This window comes from Clostridium sp. (assembly GCF_022482905.1).
Classification (GTDB): Bacteria; Bacillota; Clostridia; order Clostridiales; family Clostridiaceae; genus Clostridium_B.
The window spans coordinates 1,733,271-1,748,937 of record NZ_JAKVOI010000001.1; the positions used below are offsets into that span (position 1 = coordinate 1,733,271).

General features: G+C 40.0%; 18 protein-coding genes. All 18 read right to left on the reverse strand.

The features are described 5' to 3' along the window. Window positions 1–125: 125 nt before the first annotated feature. Window positions 126–464, reverse strand: coding sequence for a flagellar protein FliT (locus LKE46_RS08610; RefSeq protein WP_291720594.1), 339 nt, complete (start codon window positions 462–464; stop codon window positions 126–128). A gap of 54 nt (window positions 465–518) precedes the next feature. Next, window positions 519–2,243 carry a flagellar filament capping protein FliD gene (gene fliD, locus LKE46_RS08615; RefSeq protein ID WP_291720597.1) on the reverse strand — a complete coding sequence of 575 codons (1,725 nt, stop codon included), beginning with the start codon at window positions 2,241–2,243 and terminating at the stop codon, window positions 519–521. Between the two features lie 147 nt (window positions 2,244–2,390). Further along, window positions 2,391–2,786 carry a flagellar export chaperone FliS gene (gene fliS / locus LKE46_RS08620; protein WP_291720600.1) on the reverse strand — a complete coding sequence of 132 codons (396 nt, stop codon included), beginning with the start codon at window positions 2,784–2,786 and terminating at the stop codon, window positions 2,391–2,393. Window positions 2,787–2,896: 110 nt separating this feature from the next. Then, entirely contained in the window at window positions 2,897–3,199 is a 303-nt protein-coding gene (locus LKE46_RS08625; protein WP_291720603.1) for a hypothetical protein, read from the reverse strand. 131 nt (window positions 3,200–3,330) lie between these two features. Beyond that, window positions 3,331–3,726, reverse strand: a complete 396-nt coding sequence (locus LKE46_RS08630; RefSeq protein ID WP_291720606.1) for a flagellar protein FlaG — start codon at window positions 3,724–3,726, stop codon at window positions 3,331–3,333. Window positions 3,727–3,748: 22 nt separating this feature from the next. After that, window positions 3,749–3,964 carry a carbon storage regulator CsrA gene (csrA, locus tag LKE46_RS08635; protein WP_291720610.1) on the reverse strand — a complete coding sequence of 72 codons (216 nt, stop codon included), beginning with the start codon at window positions 3,962–3,964 and terminating at the stop codon, window positions 3,749–3,751. Then, window positions 3,965–4,396, reverse strand: coding sequence for a flagellar assembly protein FliW (gene fliW, locus LKE46_RS08640; RefSeq protein ID WP_291720615.1), 432 nt, complete (start codon window positions 4,394–4,396; stop codon window positions 3,965–3,967). 141 nt (window positions 4,397–4,537) lie between these two features. Next, on the reverse strand, window positions 4,538–4,900 hold the full coding sequence (locus tag LKE46_RS08645) for a four helix bundle protein (protein ID WP_291720618.1): 363 nt from the start codon (window positions 4,898–4,900) through the stop codon (window positions 4,538–4,540). 173 nt (window positions 4,901–5,073) lie between these two features. Next, window positions 5,074–7,056 carry a flagellar hook-associated protein FlgL gene (flgL, locus tag LKE46_RS08650; protein WP_291720621.1) on the reverse strand — a complete coding sequence of 661 codons (1,983 nt, stop codon included), beginning with the start codon at window positions 7,054–7,056 and terminating at the stop codon, window positions 5,074–5,076. A 14-nt stretch (window positions 7,057–7,070) separates the two neighbouring features. After that, window positions 7,071–8,942: a flagellar hook-associated protein FlgK gene (gene flgK, locus LKE46_RS08655; RefSeq protein ID WP_291720624.1), complete on the reverse strand. Its 1,872-nt coding sequence runs from the start codon at window positions 8,940–8,942 to the stop codon at window positions 7,071–7,073. A gap of 130 nt (window positions 8,943–9,072) precedes the next feature. Beyond that, on the reverse strand, window positions 9,073–9,474 hold the full coding sequence (locus LKE46_RS08660) for a flagellar protein FlgN (RefSeq protein ID WP_291720628.1): 402 nt from the start codon (window positions 9,472–9,474) through the stop codon (window positions 9,073–9,075). A gap of 17 nt (window positions 9,475–9,491) precedes the next feature. Continuing rightward, entirely contained in the window at window positions 9,492–9,764 is a 273-nt protein-coding gene (gene flgM, locus LKE46_RS08665; protein WP_291720631.1) for a flagellar biosynthesis anti-sigma factor FlgM, read from the reverse strand. Window positions 9,765–9,899: 135 nt separating this feature from the next. Then, complete coding sequence (gene fliY / locus LKE46_RS08670; RefSeq protein WP_291720634.1) at window positions 9,900–11,165, reverse strand: flagellar motor switch phosphatase FliY; 1,266 nt, start codon at window positions 11,163–11,165, stop codon at window positions 9,900–9,902. Beyond that, window positions 11,158–12,153 carry a flagellar motor switch protein FliM gene (gene fliM / locus LKE46_RS08675; protein ID WP_291720637.1) on the reverse strand — a complete coding sequence of 332 codons (996 nt, stop codon included), beginning with the start codon at window positions 12,151–12,153 and terminating at the stop codon, window positions 11,158–11,160. Before fliM ends, fliY begins: the two co-directional genes overlap by 8 nt. 32 nt (window positions 12,154–12,185) lie before the next feature. Continuing rightward, entirely contained in the window at window positions 12,186–12,590 is a 405-nt protein-coding gene (locus tag LKE46_RS08680) for a chemotaxis protein CheW (RefSeq protein ID WP_291720640.1), read from the reverse strand. A gap of 15 nt (window positions 12,591–12,605) precedes the next feature. Further along, a complete protein-coding gene (locus LKE46_RS08685) occupies window positions 12,606–12,965 on the reverse strand; it encodes a response regulator (RefSeq protein ID WP_291720644.1) in 360 nt (119 codons plus the stop codon). A 44-nt stretch (window positions 12,966–13,009) separates the two neighbouring features. Next, entirely contained in the window at window positions 13,010–13,609 is a 600-nt protein-coding gene (locus LKE46_RS08690) for a chemotaxis protein CheC (protein WP_291720647.1), read from the reverse strand. A gap of 14 nt (window positions 13,610–13,623) precedes the next feature. Beyond that, complete coding sequence (locus LKE46_RS08695) at window positions 13,624–15,666, reverse strand: chemotaxis protein CheA (protein WP_291720650.1); 2,043 nt, start codon at window positions 15,664–15,666, stop codon at window positions 13,624–13,626. Between the last annotated feature and the right edge of the window lies 1 nt (window position 15,667).

Sequence of the window (15,667 nt, forward strand, 5' to 3'; positions counted from 1 at the left end):
TTTATTCCTCCTTGATTTTTGTATTGGACATCCTTGTCCAGATTTATAATTAAGCCTTACAGCTAATTACCTGTTAAATGTTACACTTAATTTATCGCTTATCTTTATTTAAACTTTACACTCTTTTATATTTTTTTGCTGAATATTTTTGCAGAACTCCCAATATTGCCATAGGCACTGCTGGCAGACTTGTTCCTGGATATATTATTAAGTTTTTCTTTTATAGATGAAGCTTTTTCCTTCAGCAGTCTGCCTGCTTCACTTTCAACTTCCCTTATATTCAGTTTTTTATAAATTTCTCTGGCTTGATTCTTATCCTTGTTGGAAATTAGTTTCTCCAAAATACACTGCCTTGTTTTCATTTTATTCTGAAGAGAATCAAAATCATCCTTTTTCAGGATCTCTATAATGTCCCTCGTGCAATTCTTATAATCCATTAATATGTTTTCAACAGTCCTTTTCATTGCATCACCTCTTAATTCAAGTGAAAATGTAAAGTTAATAATATAGCAATAACTCTAGCTCAAGTACATTGAAAGTGTTGACTGCTGTGCATTCAGCTGCTCCATGGCAGTTTCCAACTGCGTAAACTGATTGTAGTATTTTGTCTGGTCGTCATTCATTCTGTCCGTCAACGTATTTATAAGAAGCTGCTGCTGGTATATCTGATCCGGAAGAGTACCTGTTCCGCCGCCGCCTGATACACTGTAGTCATCCTGCAAATTGGCATACTTTGTAAGTGTACCGCTGTTCAGTGTAGTTCCTATTACCCCTACATTGTTATTTATAATGTCACTTATCCTCTGGAATATTCCTGACTGGTTGAACTTGTCAGTAGGATCTGTACTATCTGACGTAGTCGTAAACAGCTTCAGTATTTCATCTTCATGATTGTTAAGGAGATCCGTAAATTGCTGATCATCAGTTATACTGAGTTTTGCTCCTTCGCTGTAATCATCTGATGTATCAATTCCCAGGGAATTTGAACCTATGCTTCCAAAATAAATTGTGGATACATTTTTGCCGCTGCTGTCTACTACAGGAGTATTGAAAGCACTTGTAAGATCATTCAAAAGCTGTTCCAGGTTGTCATCATTTCTAAGTATGCCTTCCTTGGCCTTGTCCTCCCAGTTGGTTATATCTGTGTCACTCATACTGTCTTTCTGGGCATCTGTAAGAGGAGCATAGTCATAATCTTTTTTTTCACTGAGTTTGTCCTGTATTTCTCCGACCAAGTTGTTGTACTTGTCGATGAAGTTTGTAATAAGGTCATGGACTTTTGAAGTATCTTGCGTTACTGATATACTTGTTGGAGTATCCGAAGCACTTATTGTATCAAATTTTCCCCCAACATTATCTACAGATATATTTTCATCTGTAGAATTGACATCTAAAATACTGTATGTCACTCCATTTACAGTGAAATTATTTGAACTCTGCTTGCTCACTATATAACTATTTGAATCTGGTTCTTTTATGGCAACTAGGGCATCGTTACCAGTTCCCGTTTTATCTGTTACTCCAAATTTACTTAAAATATTATTGCTGTCAGTAACAGAAATTGTAGACTTGCTTCCTGGATTTGACGTCTGAATCGAAAACTGTCCTGTTAATTCATTAAATTTTGCAGTAACAGCTCCTCCTGTCTGATTTTTAATGGCATCTGCCAGATCCTGTATTGTAGATGATTCAGTTGCATCAAATGTTACAGTTTTGCTCCCTGCAGTACCTCCATTATTATAATTCAAGTCAAGTGAAATTTTACCGCTGATCCCAAGATCACTTAACTTAGTAGAACTTGTTACATCTTTTCCATCTGTCGTCTTTATGGTGTCTGTGCCTTCTATAGTTGCAGCCGATGCCAGCTGTTTTACAAGTATCTTATAAGTCCCTGCTGCAGCTGTTGATCCTGCCTTACCACTGACAGTGGTAGCATCGGAACTCGCTGCAGTCATATTGTTGTAGCTGCTTGATGACAGCATGTAATTTGCACTGTTTGTTATGTCGAAATAAGTGCTCTGAAGGTCTTTTACGTCCTTTATTATACTCTGGTAGGCCTCCTGTCTCCACTGTATAAGCTGCTGCTGCTGCTTTACCTTGTCTATCCTTGCCTGGTCTGCCGTAAGCATCTTCTTTACCATTGCATCTATGTCAAGTCCCGTGTTGAGTCCTGTAATTCTGAGCATGTTTCCTCCGCCTGCGCCGGTTGATCCTACCGGCATACTGCTCGTACTGTCTGCCATGTTTATACCTCCCTTTTTAAGATCTGAAGTTAAGAGTTCAAAGTTCAAATATCAGATTTGGTGGATTTTCCATTTTCAATGGAAAATCTTCATTTTTTGTTCTTTGTTCTTTGAACTTTATTCTTTACAATAATTATCCTCTGTCCACTATTTCATCGTCATACCCGTCCTGGACATCTTGTATGCCTGTTCCCAGGTGTCCTTTATATTTTCTATAAGTGGAATTACTTCATCCATTATCGCTGCATCCTTCTTTATATTCGCATCTGTAAGTCTTCTCACTATAAAATCATATACACTCATAAGTGATTGTCCCCATTTCCCCGCTTTTGAGACATCCAGGGTTGCCATGAGTTCATAGAAAATATTCTCCGCCTTGACTATATTTTCATGGGATTTTTTTACGTCCCTGTCAAGCAGGGCCTGTTTTCCTATCTTTGCAAATTTCACCGCCCCGTCTACCAGCATCAGCAGGAGCTGATCCTTTGAGGCATAGTTCACACTGTTGGTCTTGTACATATTATAAGCATTAGCTGTGTACAAATTAACACCACCTTTTTTAAAGATCAACGTTTAAAGATCAAATATCAGATTTGGTTGATTCTCAGTGTATACTGAGAATCTTCATTATCTATTCTTTGTTCTTTATTCTTTTATTTTTTCACGTCCAGTATGTTTCCTCTGCCGTCATCCTTTGATACAGTCTGCCAGTCTTCCCTGAAGGCCTTAACTTCAACCTCCTCCACCCTGCTGGCCTGAACCATTATTCTCTTCTTGTTCTTTCCCTGCTTGTATTTTTTGAGTTCTGTATCAAAACTCTTCTCACCGCTTTTACCTTTGTTTTTCTGATCATTGTTTATGAAAATTTCTCTTTTATTATGGACTTTACTGCTGCTTGTAGTTTCTTTTACTCTCTGCCTGACTTCAGGGTCTACTTTATTTAACCGGAATTCCATTACAACCACCCCGCTTTTTCAAAGTTTAAAGTTCAAATATTAAATATCAATTTTAGTGGATTTTTGGTATATATCGAAAATCTCCATTATCTGTTCTTTGTTATTTGTTATTTGAACTTTACTCTTTACAATCACGCTTTTTCATCCATAAAAAATCCTGACAGTTCACAGAACTTTTCCACCATGTCAATCAACTTTTTGGGAGGTACTTCTTTTATGACCTCATTTGTGCTGTCATCCAACACCTGTACGACAATATCATTGAATTTGCCGTACACTTCAAATTTAAGATGGGTCTGTGTCTCCTCCATTATCTTGTTTGCCTGATCTGCTGCATCTTTCATGTTCTTGACGTCTACGCCTGTGCCATTTGCACTTTTGAATATCTGATTCTCAAGAGCCTGCAGCTGCTGGACAGTACCACTGCCGCCTGCTGCAGCTTTTACAGAATCAGAAGTTGTTTCAAATACATTCGCATCTAAATTTAAAGGCAGCTGTCCTCCTTGACTCATACCTGTAACTTCCATGCCAAACACCTCTCTATTCAATCTATTTTTTCAATTTCTTCAGCAAACTCATGTCTGAAGTTGCTGCATTTTTATTTTCCTTCTCAATCTCGTCATAAAGCTCTTTTCTGAGTATTGTAACATTTCTCGGTGCCGATATGGAGAGCTTTACCGTACCCTCCTCTATCTTTGAAACTGTTATCTCTATATCATCTCCGATAAGAAATGACTGTCCTTTCTTCCTGCTTATAACCAGCAATCATGCTCCCTCCTTGAAAAGTTGATACTTTATAGGATAGCTGCTGTTATCCAGTATTATTTGTTCCCCGACTTTCCTATTTATATTTATGACAATAGGAGCTTTAAGATTTGCCGTTATATTTTCAATTCTTGAATTCAGGGTCACCGTATTCAATACCAGTACATCTTTTTCATTTTTTATCATAAGCTTGGATATAATACTGTCCCCCAGTTTGAATTCATAATCCTTTATTGCATTAAATGGAGACACCAGTACAATTCCTATATTGATATTCTCAATGGACTGGAGTATATAAAACAGATTGTTCTCCTCCGCCGGGAATATTATGAACTTTTTCAGATTTTCAAAACCCGGAATGCCCTTTTCAAAAGTAATTACATCATTTTCTTCGTACTGCCTTGTTCCATGGTATTTTGTCCTTAATTCCATTATCCCCACCACTTTATCAAAGTTCAATTATCAAAGTTCAATTATCAGAGTTCAATTATCAATTTTAATGGATTTTCAGTCAAAACCTAAAATCTTCATTAACTGATATTTAATATTTGAACTTTGTTCTTTAGTTAATTCTTAATCTTGTCTTAACCTTTTTGCAGTTGTCTTAACTGTAGCACATAAAATTTTATTAATTTCCCTGCAATCCATAATAATAAAATCAAACATTTTCCCATCAATATAACCAGTTTCTTTTAGAAGTTCGAGCCAATATTCCGTTTCTGAAGCTTCTTTTAAAGCAATATACATTTTAGATAAAAAATCTTTTTTACTCTGGGCAACTATACCTTCTTTAATATTTGCTCCTATACTCGTACCTGAACGGAGTAATTGCTTGGAAATAACATATTCTTTCTTATTTTCTTTAATATGTTTATACAGGTCAACTATTTTTATCGAAAACTCAAATGACTTCTTATAGACTACATTTTCTTTCAATCAATCAGCCTCCTAAACAATAATATCTAAAATTATTAACAAAATAATTATTGCTTAATCAGGCAATACCCTATCAAAGTTCAATTATCAGAGTTCAATTATCAATTTTAGTGGATTTTCGGTCAAAACCGAAAATCTTCATTAACTGATATTTAATATTTGAACTTTGTTCTTTAATTAATGTAGTCCATAAGTGTAGGCTGCATCACCCTTGCACTTGTCTGAAGACATGCAGTGTATACCGTAGACATGGTATAGTATTCTATTGTCTTCTCGGTTATATCGATGTCCTCGGTTTTTGAAAGTACCTCAGTCATGTTTATCTTCGTATCGTCATTCTGGTCTGACAGGCTTTCCATTCTGTTCGCTTTTGCACCTACTTCGGATCTTACCTTGAGAAGCTGTTTTGAGGCCTTGTCTATGTCCGAGAGATCATCATTGGTAAGTGCTGCCGTTGCCGCATCTTCATCATCTTTCCAGCCTCCCGCTCCGTCTTCAATCTGTCCTGCCAGATGATGGACTATTCTGTTCAGAAGTGCCGCCGTGTTGTCATCGGAACCCGTTCCATACTGCAGTATGTCCGTTGCACAGGCATTGTATTCCACTACAACTCCCTTTGACACTTCCATCTTTCTCTTTGAAGATATATTGTTCATTTCAACACTGGAAAATTGTTTGTTCTGCAGTGCTGACAGATCATCTATGGATGTATCGGTTATGCTTATATTGTCACTGCTGTTTACAGCCAGGAATTTTATGTTTCCATCATCTGTCTTTACAGCAGTTACTTTGTCTTTGAGACTGCCTGACTGTATCTGGTCATTTATAGTTTTCACAAGGTCATCAACAGTATTTATTGTAGATTTTGCACCTTCTTCGGTAGGATCTGCCGGAATGGAAACACTTGAGGATATATCCTCGAGTGGTGCCTTCTGGTCAAGTGTGAAGGTTATTGTCTGTCCCTTCCAGGAGCTTAAATCCACACCGTCTGTCTGAACTGAAGGAATATCTGAAAGTGAACTGCCGTCAATTCCAAGATATTTTATAGATATATTCTCTGAATCCGACGATTCGGCTGCAAGATTTCTTCCTTCCAGGGCCGACAGACTCAATGTAGATGCACCTTCTATTTCAATATCAGTAGCAGAAGTCGGTATTCCAAATTTCAATTTACCACCATCTGCCGTAACCTCCAGCTTACCACTGAGATCAGTATTGCCACCTATTGCAGTATTCAAGGCGGCAGTAACTGCCTCTATAGTCGGAGGATCGGGAAGTGAACTGCAGTCTATGGAAACAGGAACTTCTTTTCCATCCACACTGAAATCTATATCTACTGTTCCCTGCCATTCATCCGCATTGAACGCCGCAGTCTTACCATTTAAATTTTGTTTGAAAGAGACCATATCGGCATTTTTAATTGTAGTATCCTCTATTTTTATAGTACTGCTGCTGTCCTCTGAAGTAAATCTTATACCACCATCTTCAGTTCTGGATACGCTTATTTTATCTTTGAGGTTTGAATCAGCCTGGATCTCGGTATTCAGGTCATTTATTACATTATTTACATTGTCATAGCTTCCATCCAGCGTCACAGTTCCTGTTTTAATCTCTCCGGAAGAGCTGGTTATGCTGAAAGTTATATTGCCGCTCCATTCAGAAGCAATAAAGGGAGCAGTTGTTTCCACCTGGGGAGATTCCACCGTGTAATCCTCTGTCATGACAGGTTTTGAAAGTCCCCTGGTGCCTGCAAAAATATAATCACCCTGAAAGCTTGTGTTCAAAAGCTGGGCTATCTGGGATATTCTCTGATTTACTTCATCTTTTATCTTGCTTCTCTCATCGGAACCGTAAGCCGCATTTCCTGAACTGACAAGTTTGCTCCTTATACCTGACAGTACTGTTCCAATCTGACCAAGTGCGGTATCCGTAGTATCCATGAAATTAACTGCCGTAGTTATATTCGTCTTGTACTGTGAATTTGCATTTATATCTGTGTTCAGCTGCATCGACCTCACCACATTGAAGGGATCGTCGGAGGGCTTTGAAAAGTTCTTCATGGATGACATCTGCTGCTGAATCTTGCTTAAATTCTGCAGGTTCAGCTGCATGTCGGAAAGAAAGCTGTTTGCCAGCATTTTATTAGTTATTCTCAATATTTACACCACCCTTACTTTTTCAGTCCGTTTATGACTACATCGAGAAGTTCGTCCACCGTTGATATCATCTTTGCATTTGCCTGATAGCAGTGCTGGAACTGTATGAGGTTCGTCATCTCCTCGTCTATGGAAACACCTGATACGGAAGCTCTTGACTCATCGTAGCTTGCTAGCCTCGACGCACCGGTTGATATCTCATTTTTTGCAGTCTGTTCCTGGGTTCCAACCGTATTTATCGTCCCCCTGAAATAGCCGTCGAGAGTTGACCCTCCTGTGGTACTTGTCAGGGTATAAACCCCGTCCAGTGTATCATCGGCCTTGAAAATCCCGGTTTTGTCTATAAAATCTTCTCTTGAAGTGATTTCCCCGTTTTCGTCCATGCCCTGCACGTCCAAAAGTGTATCTCTCAGCTGTGCAACTGCCAGTGCCCTCTGTCCGTCCGTGCCTGTTGCAACAGCATTCCCCTGGGAATCATACTTCGTATCCGTCTTGATCTTTGACGGGTCCTCCATTATTTTAACATTCACGGTTATATTGGATGCATTTATGCCGTCTTCATATTCAGCAGTATAGTCAGCCCCGCTCTTGTCCTTGTAGTCTCCATTCACAAAGAAGTTGTTTATGCCTCCCTCCGGCGATCCGCTGCCGTCGGCTGTAAATTTGCCGTTCTGGCTTATTATGGCATTAACGGAAACCGCCAGTGATTTCGCAAGCTTATCAAGCCGAACCTGATAGCTCTCTATGTCATCCTGCACCGACATATAACCATTCAATTCACCTGTAGGCGGTTTGAACAGTGCAAGCTGGCTGAAGCTTGTAGGGGATGTCCCCTGTATCTTGTTGTCTCCGTCCACGCTGTATGCATTGCCGTTGTTGTCCGACCAGAGCACCCGGTATTTAAGGAGGTCATTTGCCTGTTCCGCAGTCATGTCATTTATGGTAAGTTCAACTTTGTTGGCATCCGACTGGATGCCCTTTTTATAATAGACGACTTTATAGCTTCCAGTGCCGTTCTCATCTACAGTATCTGGAGTTACTGCATTTATATAGGAGAAGGTAGCCACATTTGCATCATCCGGCTTTATTGACTGGACTATGTTTACCGGTTTGCCGTCAGCCCCTATTGGTGCCAGTCCGTTGTTGTCACCTGCACTTCCCAGTATGGAGGTATTTGTAGTTGTTACATCTATTCCGTCATAGCTTTTCTGATCCACACTTATACCGAACTTTTCACTCAGCTGGTCAAGGAGAAGATCTCTCTTGTCCATGAGATCGTTGGGATTGTTTCCGGATATGCTCACATCCCTTATCTGCTGGTTGAGCTGTGTAATCTGGCCCAGCATCTGGTTTATCTCAAGAACATCCGAGCTTATTCCTTCCTGGGCATCTTTTACAAGGTCCGTAAGCTGTGAATAGGTGTGGTTGAGGTTGTCGGTTAGCTGAAGTGCCTGCTGTGCCACTACGGTGGTGTTGTCCGAAGGTGAGGTGTTCAGATCCTGCCAGGAATCAAAGAACTTTCCCATAAGATCGGAAATTCCCGTATCCGTAGGTTCGTTCAGTATTCCCTCCACCTGGCTCAAGTATTTGTCCCTTCCCGTATAGAGACCGTTGATACCATTTTCTATCCTGTACTGGTAGTCAAGGAAGGTATCCCTTATCCTGTCGATTGAAGCTACCGTTACTCCTGTTCCAAGCTGTCCTGCACTGGCGGCATTGTTCATGCTGGGCATTGTATATGGCGAGGTTGTTACAAGATCCGCCCTCTGCCTTGAGTATCCATCTGTATTTGCATTTGCTATATTGTGGGATGTTACATTTAATGAAGTCTGCTGCGAAAAAAGTCCGCTTTTCGACGTATTGAATATAGAAAATAAACCTGGCATTCAATTCAACTCCTTCTTTTTCTAAAGTTCAATTATCAACGTTCAAATATCAATTTTGGTGGATTTTCGGTGACAACCGAAAATCTTCATTAATTGATATTTGTTTTTTAAACTTTGATCTTTAATTTAATTATCTGGTTTTTCCCAGGGCATTGTAGGTATTTGCTCCCCTGTTGGGATTGAGTGCCCTGAGCATCTGGTTCGTAAATCCAAGCCACTGCTTTATGAGTGCTTCATTGGTATCCTTCTGGAGCTGCATTTTTTCCAGAAGCTCCACTATGTCATCATATAGATTTTTCAGACTGGTGTCTCCCTTTTCAGCCACTATCTCCCTCATGGGTCTTTTCTGTGTTATCCTTCTTCTTTCTATCTCGAGCTTTGCAACATCCTTGCTTCTTTCATCTATGACCTTCACTATCTTGTCCAGAGAAAATACTTCCTTCTTCACAAGGTATCCGTTCTGCTCAAGAAGTGCTTCGTAGAGCAGCTGGAGCACCCTGTACTCCTCCTGCATTATTTCCTCCAATTTCAAATGTGGTTCACCTCCGATTATATCCTTCCCTTCATGGCATCTATTATCTTCTGTGCCACAAGCCTGGCATCTACATTATATGTGCCGTTTGACACCGCTTTTTTTATATTTTCAACTTTTTCCTTTGAATCTATCATACTTCCATCCATTGAATAGGAGCTGAGACTCTTCCCAACAGATGATATTGAAATGGAATCCCTGCCCCTGACTTCGTGATTTATGTCCTTTCCCCTTCTATTTTCACTGTATGGGTTCACCATTTGGTTTGAACCGATCCCATTGACTTTCATAAAAATACACTCCTAACTTAACTTAGCTGTTGATATTAGTATTATCGATTAGTTGGTTTCAACATTTATACCTGCAATAAAAAAACAGTATATTTAGAATTCATTTCTAAATATACTGCATTCCAATATAAATTATCAATCAATATCCGCTCCAAGAGACCTTATTTTATCTTCATCACTTACTATGCCTGTTATTCTCACTCCGAAGTTTTCGTCTATTACAACTACTTCTCCATATGCTACTTTCTTGCCGTTTACGAGTATTTCAACCGGTTCTTCCGCCAGCTTGTCAAGTTCTATAAGCGAACCCGTACCAAGGTTGAGTATGTCCCTTATCTTTTTCTTGGTCCTTCCAAGCACTACTGAAATCTGAAGTGGTACATCCATTATAAGATCTATGTTCTTAGGTACGACTTCCGTATCCCCGCTGTTTCCAAGAGGCTGAAAAGCTGCCTGATGCACGTCCACCGGATTCGGGTTCTGCCTTACAGGCTGGGCTGGGGTTTCTATAGGCTTTTCATTTATAGTTTCCCTCTGAGACCTAGGTTCCGGCCTTTGTGCCGCAGGTTTTCCGGAAGGCTGCGGTGCTTCCTGTGCCGGTTTTTCTGAAACCGGCTTTTCACTGGCTGCAGCACTTTCCTCTTTGCTTTTGGAATCAGCTTCAGGTTTGTTGATTCCTTCTTCCTGACCCATCATTATGGAAACTATTTTCTTTGCAGTTTTAATAGGAAGTATCTGCATTATATGGCTGTCTACAAGTTCACCTATCTTGAGGGAAAAAGAAACTCTTATGATTGTCTCGTCATCAGATATCGTCTCCGACAACGGTTCTGTCATATCCGTCCATATTCTCGATACAGGCGGTGATATATTTACCTCCCTCATGAACATCGTAGCCATGGAAGTTGCAGCAGAACCTATCATCTGGTTCATCGCCTCGGATACGGCACTTTCCTGGATTTCAGAAAGATTCGTAAGGCTTTCTTCACTGAGTTTTCCATCGCCGCCCATCATGAAATCTGCAATGACGGCAGCATCCCTTACCTCCATGACAAGCAGGTTTTCTCCTATTATACCGCTTGTATATTTGACTTCAAGTGCTATATTCGGCACTTTGAACTCACTTTTCAGTTCTTTGAGATTTGTTATTGTGACTACAGGAGTAGTTATATTTACCGGTTGATTTATTATAGTAGAAAGTGCTGTGGAGGCTGAACCCATGGATATATTCCCTATTTCTCCAAGTAAGTCCTTCTCTACATCTGACAGCTGTGAGTCTTTTACTTCATCTTCCTTTTTATCTTCCCCTGGATTCCCCTTGTCTTCTCCTCCATTTAAAAGTGCATCTATTTCTTCCTGTGAAAGGAAACCGTTACCCCCATTGTCATTCCCATTACTCATATTCTTCCACATCCTTATCTATTATATCTAGTATCTCAACGCCCATATTCTTACCAACAGTTCCAGGTTTCCCGCGATAGTATACCTGATCCTCAACCATCAGCTTTACAGGACTTGTGGTCTTTTCATTCAACGTGATGACGTCTCCTACATTCAGGCTGAGGAATTCCCTTACAGTAACATCCGCAGTTCCAAGAACGCAGGAAAGATTCATGTCAACTATATTCAGTCTGTCCCTCAGCTTCTGGCGGGATTCGCTCAGTACATCTTCATCACTGTCCTGAAACCAGTATTGTACTACAAGTTTGTCCAGTACCTTCTCTATGCTGAGATAAGGTATGCATATGTTGATAAATGTAGTATTGCCTCCCATTTCCACCGAAAAAGTTATAAGTGCTACAGGATCATTCGGTGCCAGAGTCTGGTTCAACGCAGGATTTGTCTCAATACCTTCCACTTCTGTCTCTATCTCCATTACATCTTCCCATGCAAGCTTTAAATTCGATATAAGTCCGGCATTTACAACATTTATTATATTCTTGTCTATGTCTGTAAATTCCCTGGCCTTGAATTTTCCCGTGCCGTTTCCTCCAAGGAGCAGGTCTATCACCTCAAATACAAACTGTGGATTTATTTCGAACAGCACCGATCCACTAAGCGGGGGCATTTTGAATATTGTCAAAATAGTTGGATTCGGTACTGAATGAATAAATTCCTCATAGGTGATCTGCTGCACGGATTCCACCTTTACCTTGACGTTGCTCCTTACCTGGCCGGTCAAATAGTTGGAAATTATTCTGGCATAGTTATCATGTATAAGTTCAAGAGTCCTTATATGCTCTTTGGAAAACTTCTGAGGACTTCTGAAGTCATAGGGCTTTATCTTCTGTTTTTCTTCTTCTTTGGGTACTTCATCTGGAGTAAGCTCCCCAGCAGACAAGGCAACTAAAAGGGCGTCTATTTCACTTTGCGATAATACATCTGCCATTACTTTCCCTCATTTCTTATGAAAATTCTAAGTTAAAAAAGTTTGTCTATATTAATCAATGTGACAACTCTGTCCTTGAAGTTTATGACTCCCTCTATGTATGCCTTTTTGTTTTCATCAGTTATCTTTTCAATCATGCTTTCATCTAGATCCAGTACTTCATCTACCTGATCCACAACTATGCCGACCAGTTCCTCTTCCATTTCAAGTATTATTATACTCTCTTCACTTTGTTTACTGTTTCCCTGTTTGGGAACATCCATTAGAAGATTTATATCCAGAATTGATATGACATTTCCTCTCAAATTTATTATTCCCTTTATGTGGGAAGGTGCCCTGGGTACCTTCGTTATTTCCATGTAATCATTTATACTCTGAACTTTTGAAGTTTCTACAGCAAACTGCTCATTGCTCAATTTAAATATAACTACCTGCATATATTATACCCCCCGTTAACCAAGTACTTTGTTTATTGCTTCAAGTACCCTGTCAGGCTGAAACGGCTTTACTATAAAATCTCTGGCACCTGCTTTTATAGCATCCATTACCATGGTCTGCTGCCCCATGGCCGAACACATTATAATCTTTGCATTTGGATTTATACCCTTTATCTGCTTTACAGCTTCTATTCCATCCATGTCGGGCATTGTTATATCCATTGTAACTACATCCGGGGATTCCTTTTTAAAGAGTTCCACGGCTTTGATGCCGTTGTTTGCCTCACCTACAATTTCAAATCCATTTTTCTCCAGTATGTCTTTAATCATCATCCTCATAAAAGCTGCGTCATCTACAATTAATACTTTTGCCATTTTTTTCCCTCCAAATTATTTACTCCTTAACTAATATTATATTATCATCCTATTCCAAGGCTTCCCAGTATTTTTTCGAGAGAACCTGGCATAGGTATATAATAAAAGTGTCCTTTTATTTCGGAATTATCTTCTATAAAAATAGTTTCTATATCAAGGACATATTCATCAAATTGTCCTGCTTCTATAAAAGTGGTAGACAGTATTGCCCCCAGCATATCATAGGTAACCGCCGGAACAGAAGGTGTTATAAAAAGTCCTGTGAATTTTGATATTGCGCTCATGTAGGAACTCGATATTATATTTCCTATTTCGCATATGGCCGAATTCCCCATCTCGGTAAGTTCTTCGGATTTTTCTCCCGTCAGCTTGTATACTATATTGAGAGCCGTTTCCTTTTCGAACACGAAGAGTATGTTTCCCGGCGTATCCCCAAGTATTCTTACAAGTGCACCGACAACAGGCTGATCTGCACCTATATTCTTGAATATGTCATTGAAAGGCACTATGTTTATGAACGGCACAGTCATGTCCACTTTTTTGTTCAAAAGCTGTGAAAGTGCTGTTGCAGCATTTCCCGTTCCTATGTTTCCAACTTCTCTCAGTGCATCTATCTGCAGCGGGGTGAGATTGTCATAACTCATAATACCATACCTCCCTAAACAAGAGCTGCAACATCCAGTATAAGTGTTACAAGTCCATCTCCAAGTATCGTAGCTCCAATGTATTCCTTCATTGATTTAAGTGTCTTGCCAAGTGGTTTTATAACTATCTCCTTCTGTCCGAGAAGTGAATCCACCATGAGACCGACTGTCTTTTCGCCTACTTTTACTATTACTATATAATTTTTGCTCTCGCCCGACTTTTTAAGTCCAAGCCTGTTGTACAATCTTATAAAAGGTATTACATTTTCGTTGTAGATTATGATCTCCTTGTTGTTGGACAACTTTACGAGATCCTCCCTGTAGTCTATGACCCTGTCTATATATCCAAGGGATATTGCCATGGTTTCCTCTCCGACTTTTACAAGAAGTGCCTGTATTATCTGGAGTGTAAGCGGAAGTCTTATGATGAAGGAGGAACCTTTTCCATCTTCACTTATAAGGTCAACCGTGCCGTTAAGTGAGGATATCTTGTTTTTTACTACATCCATTCCCACTCCTCTTCCAGATATGTCGGTTACTTCCTTGTTTGTGCTGAAACCCTGCATGAATATGAGATTTTTGATGTCATTTTCTGACATTCCGTTTGTGTTTATGCCTATGCTTTCAGCTTTTTCCCTTACCTTTTCCACATTTATTCCTGCACCGTCATCTTCAACTTTTATGACTGCCTGGGTTCCTTCCTGATATGCAATGAGTCTTACCTGCCCTACGGGATTTTTCCCCGCCTTGAGTCTTTCATCCTTGGATTCAATTCCATGGTCTGCGGCATTCCTTATAAGATGTATAAGCGGTTCTCCTATCTCGTCTATTACGGTTCTGTCAAGTTCTGTATCGGCTCCCTTTATTATGAGCTCCATATCCTTGTCCAGTTCAACGGAAAGATCCCTTATGAGTCTCGGGAATCTGCTGAATACAGTATCGAGAGGCAGCATCCTTATCTTCATTACAAGATCCTGAAGATCCGATGTGGTTCTTGCAACCTGCTCAAGTGTTTCATTCAGTTCTGCAGATTTATAGTTGCTGCTTATCTGTTCAAGTCTCGTCCTGTGTATTACAAGCTCGGACACCATGTTCATGAATTTGTCCAGTCTCTCAAGATCCACCCTTACGGATTGATGAACCTTCCTGTGGGGCTTTTGATTTTTAGCTTTTGGAGCCTTAGGCTTGCCTGTCTCGGCAGGCTTTGGTTTTACAGCCTTTGGAGGAGAAGAAATTTTTTTGCTTTCCTCTTTTATCTTGTTCTCCTTCTCTGCTTTTATATCCACATCCTGAACTTCGACATTGTCGACTTCCGATATTCCGTTGACGATATCCTTTATCTCATCCCTGGTTCTTGTAGAAAGGAGTACTATATCTATCTCCAGGTCAAAATTTTCTTTTTCCAGATCCTCGGTGCCCGGGACTGATTTTATTATCTCCCCGGCTTCCTCCAGACTCTTGAATATGAGAAATGCCCTTGCTGATTTCAGAAGAGTATTTTCACTCAATTCTATCTTTATCTGATAGGCATGATATCCCTTGTCATTTGCCTGTTTGATGACATTTATATCATACTCGTTCAGTTTGACTATAGGTGTCTGATCTTCATCGTTTGAAGGTTCTTCCTCTTTATCCGGTTTGTCTGGAATCTGGCTTTCCTTTTCTTCCGGCGGCTGACCCCCGCCTGCTATTTGCTCAAGTTCCTCCATTATTCCCTCAATCGGAGTTTCGTCATCTATTCCTTCCTCTATGTTCTTCAGCATCTGCTCGAGGGTATCAAGGCATTTGAACAAAACTGTAACTACATTCTGACTTACTTTGAGTTCACCCTCCCTAAATTCAGATAATACATCCTCCATCTTATGGGTAAGTTCCGCCATTTTATTGAATCCCATGGTGGCAGCCATTCCCTTTATCGTATGTGCAACCCTGAAAATTTCATTTACTTTATCTACGTTGTCAGGTTCCTGTTCAAGTTGAAGGAGCGACTCATTCAAAGTCTGCAGATTATCCATTCCTTCTTCCAGAAACATAGACATGTATTGTGATGTGTCCATT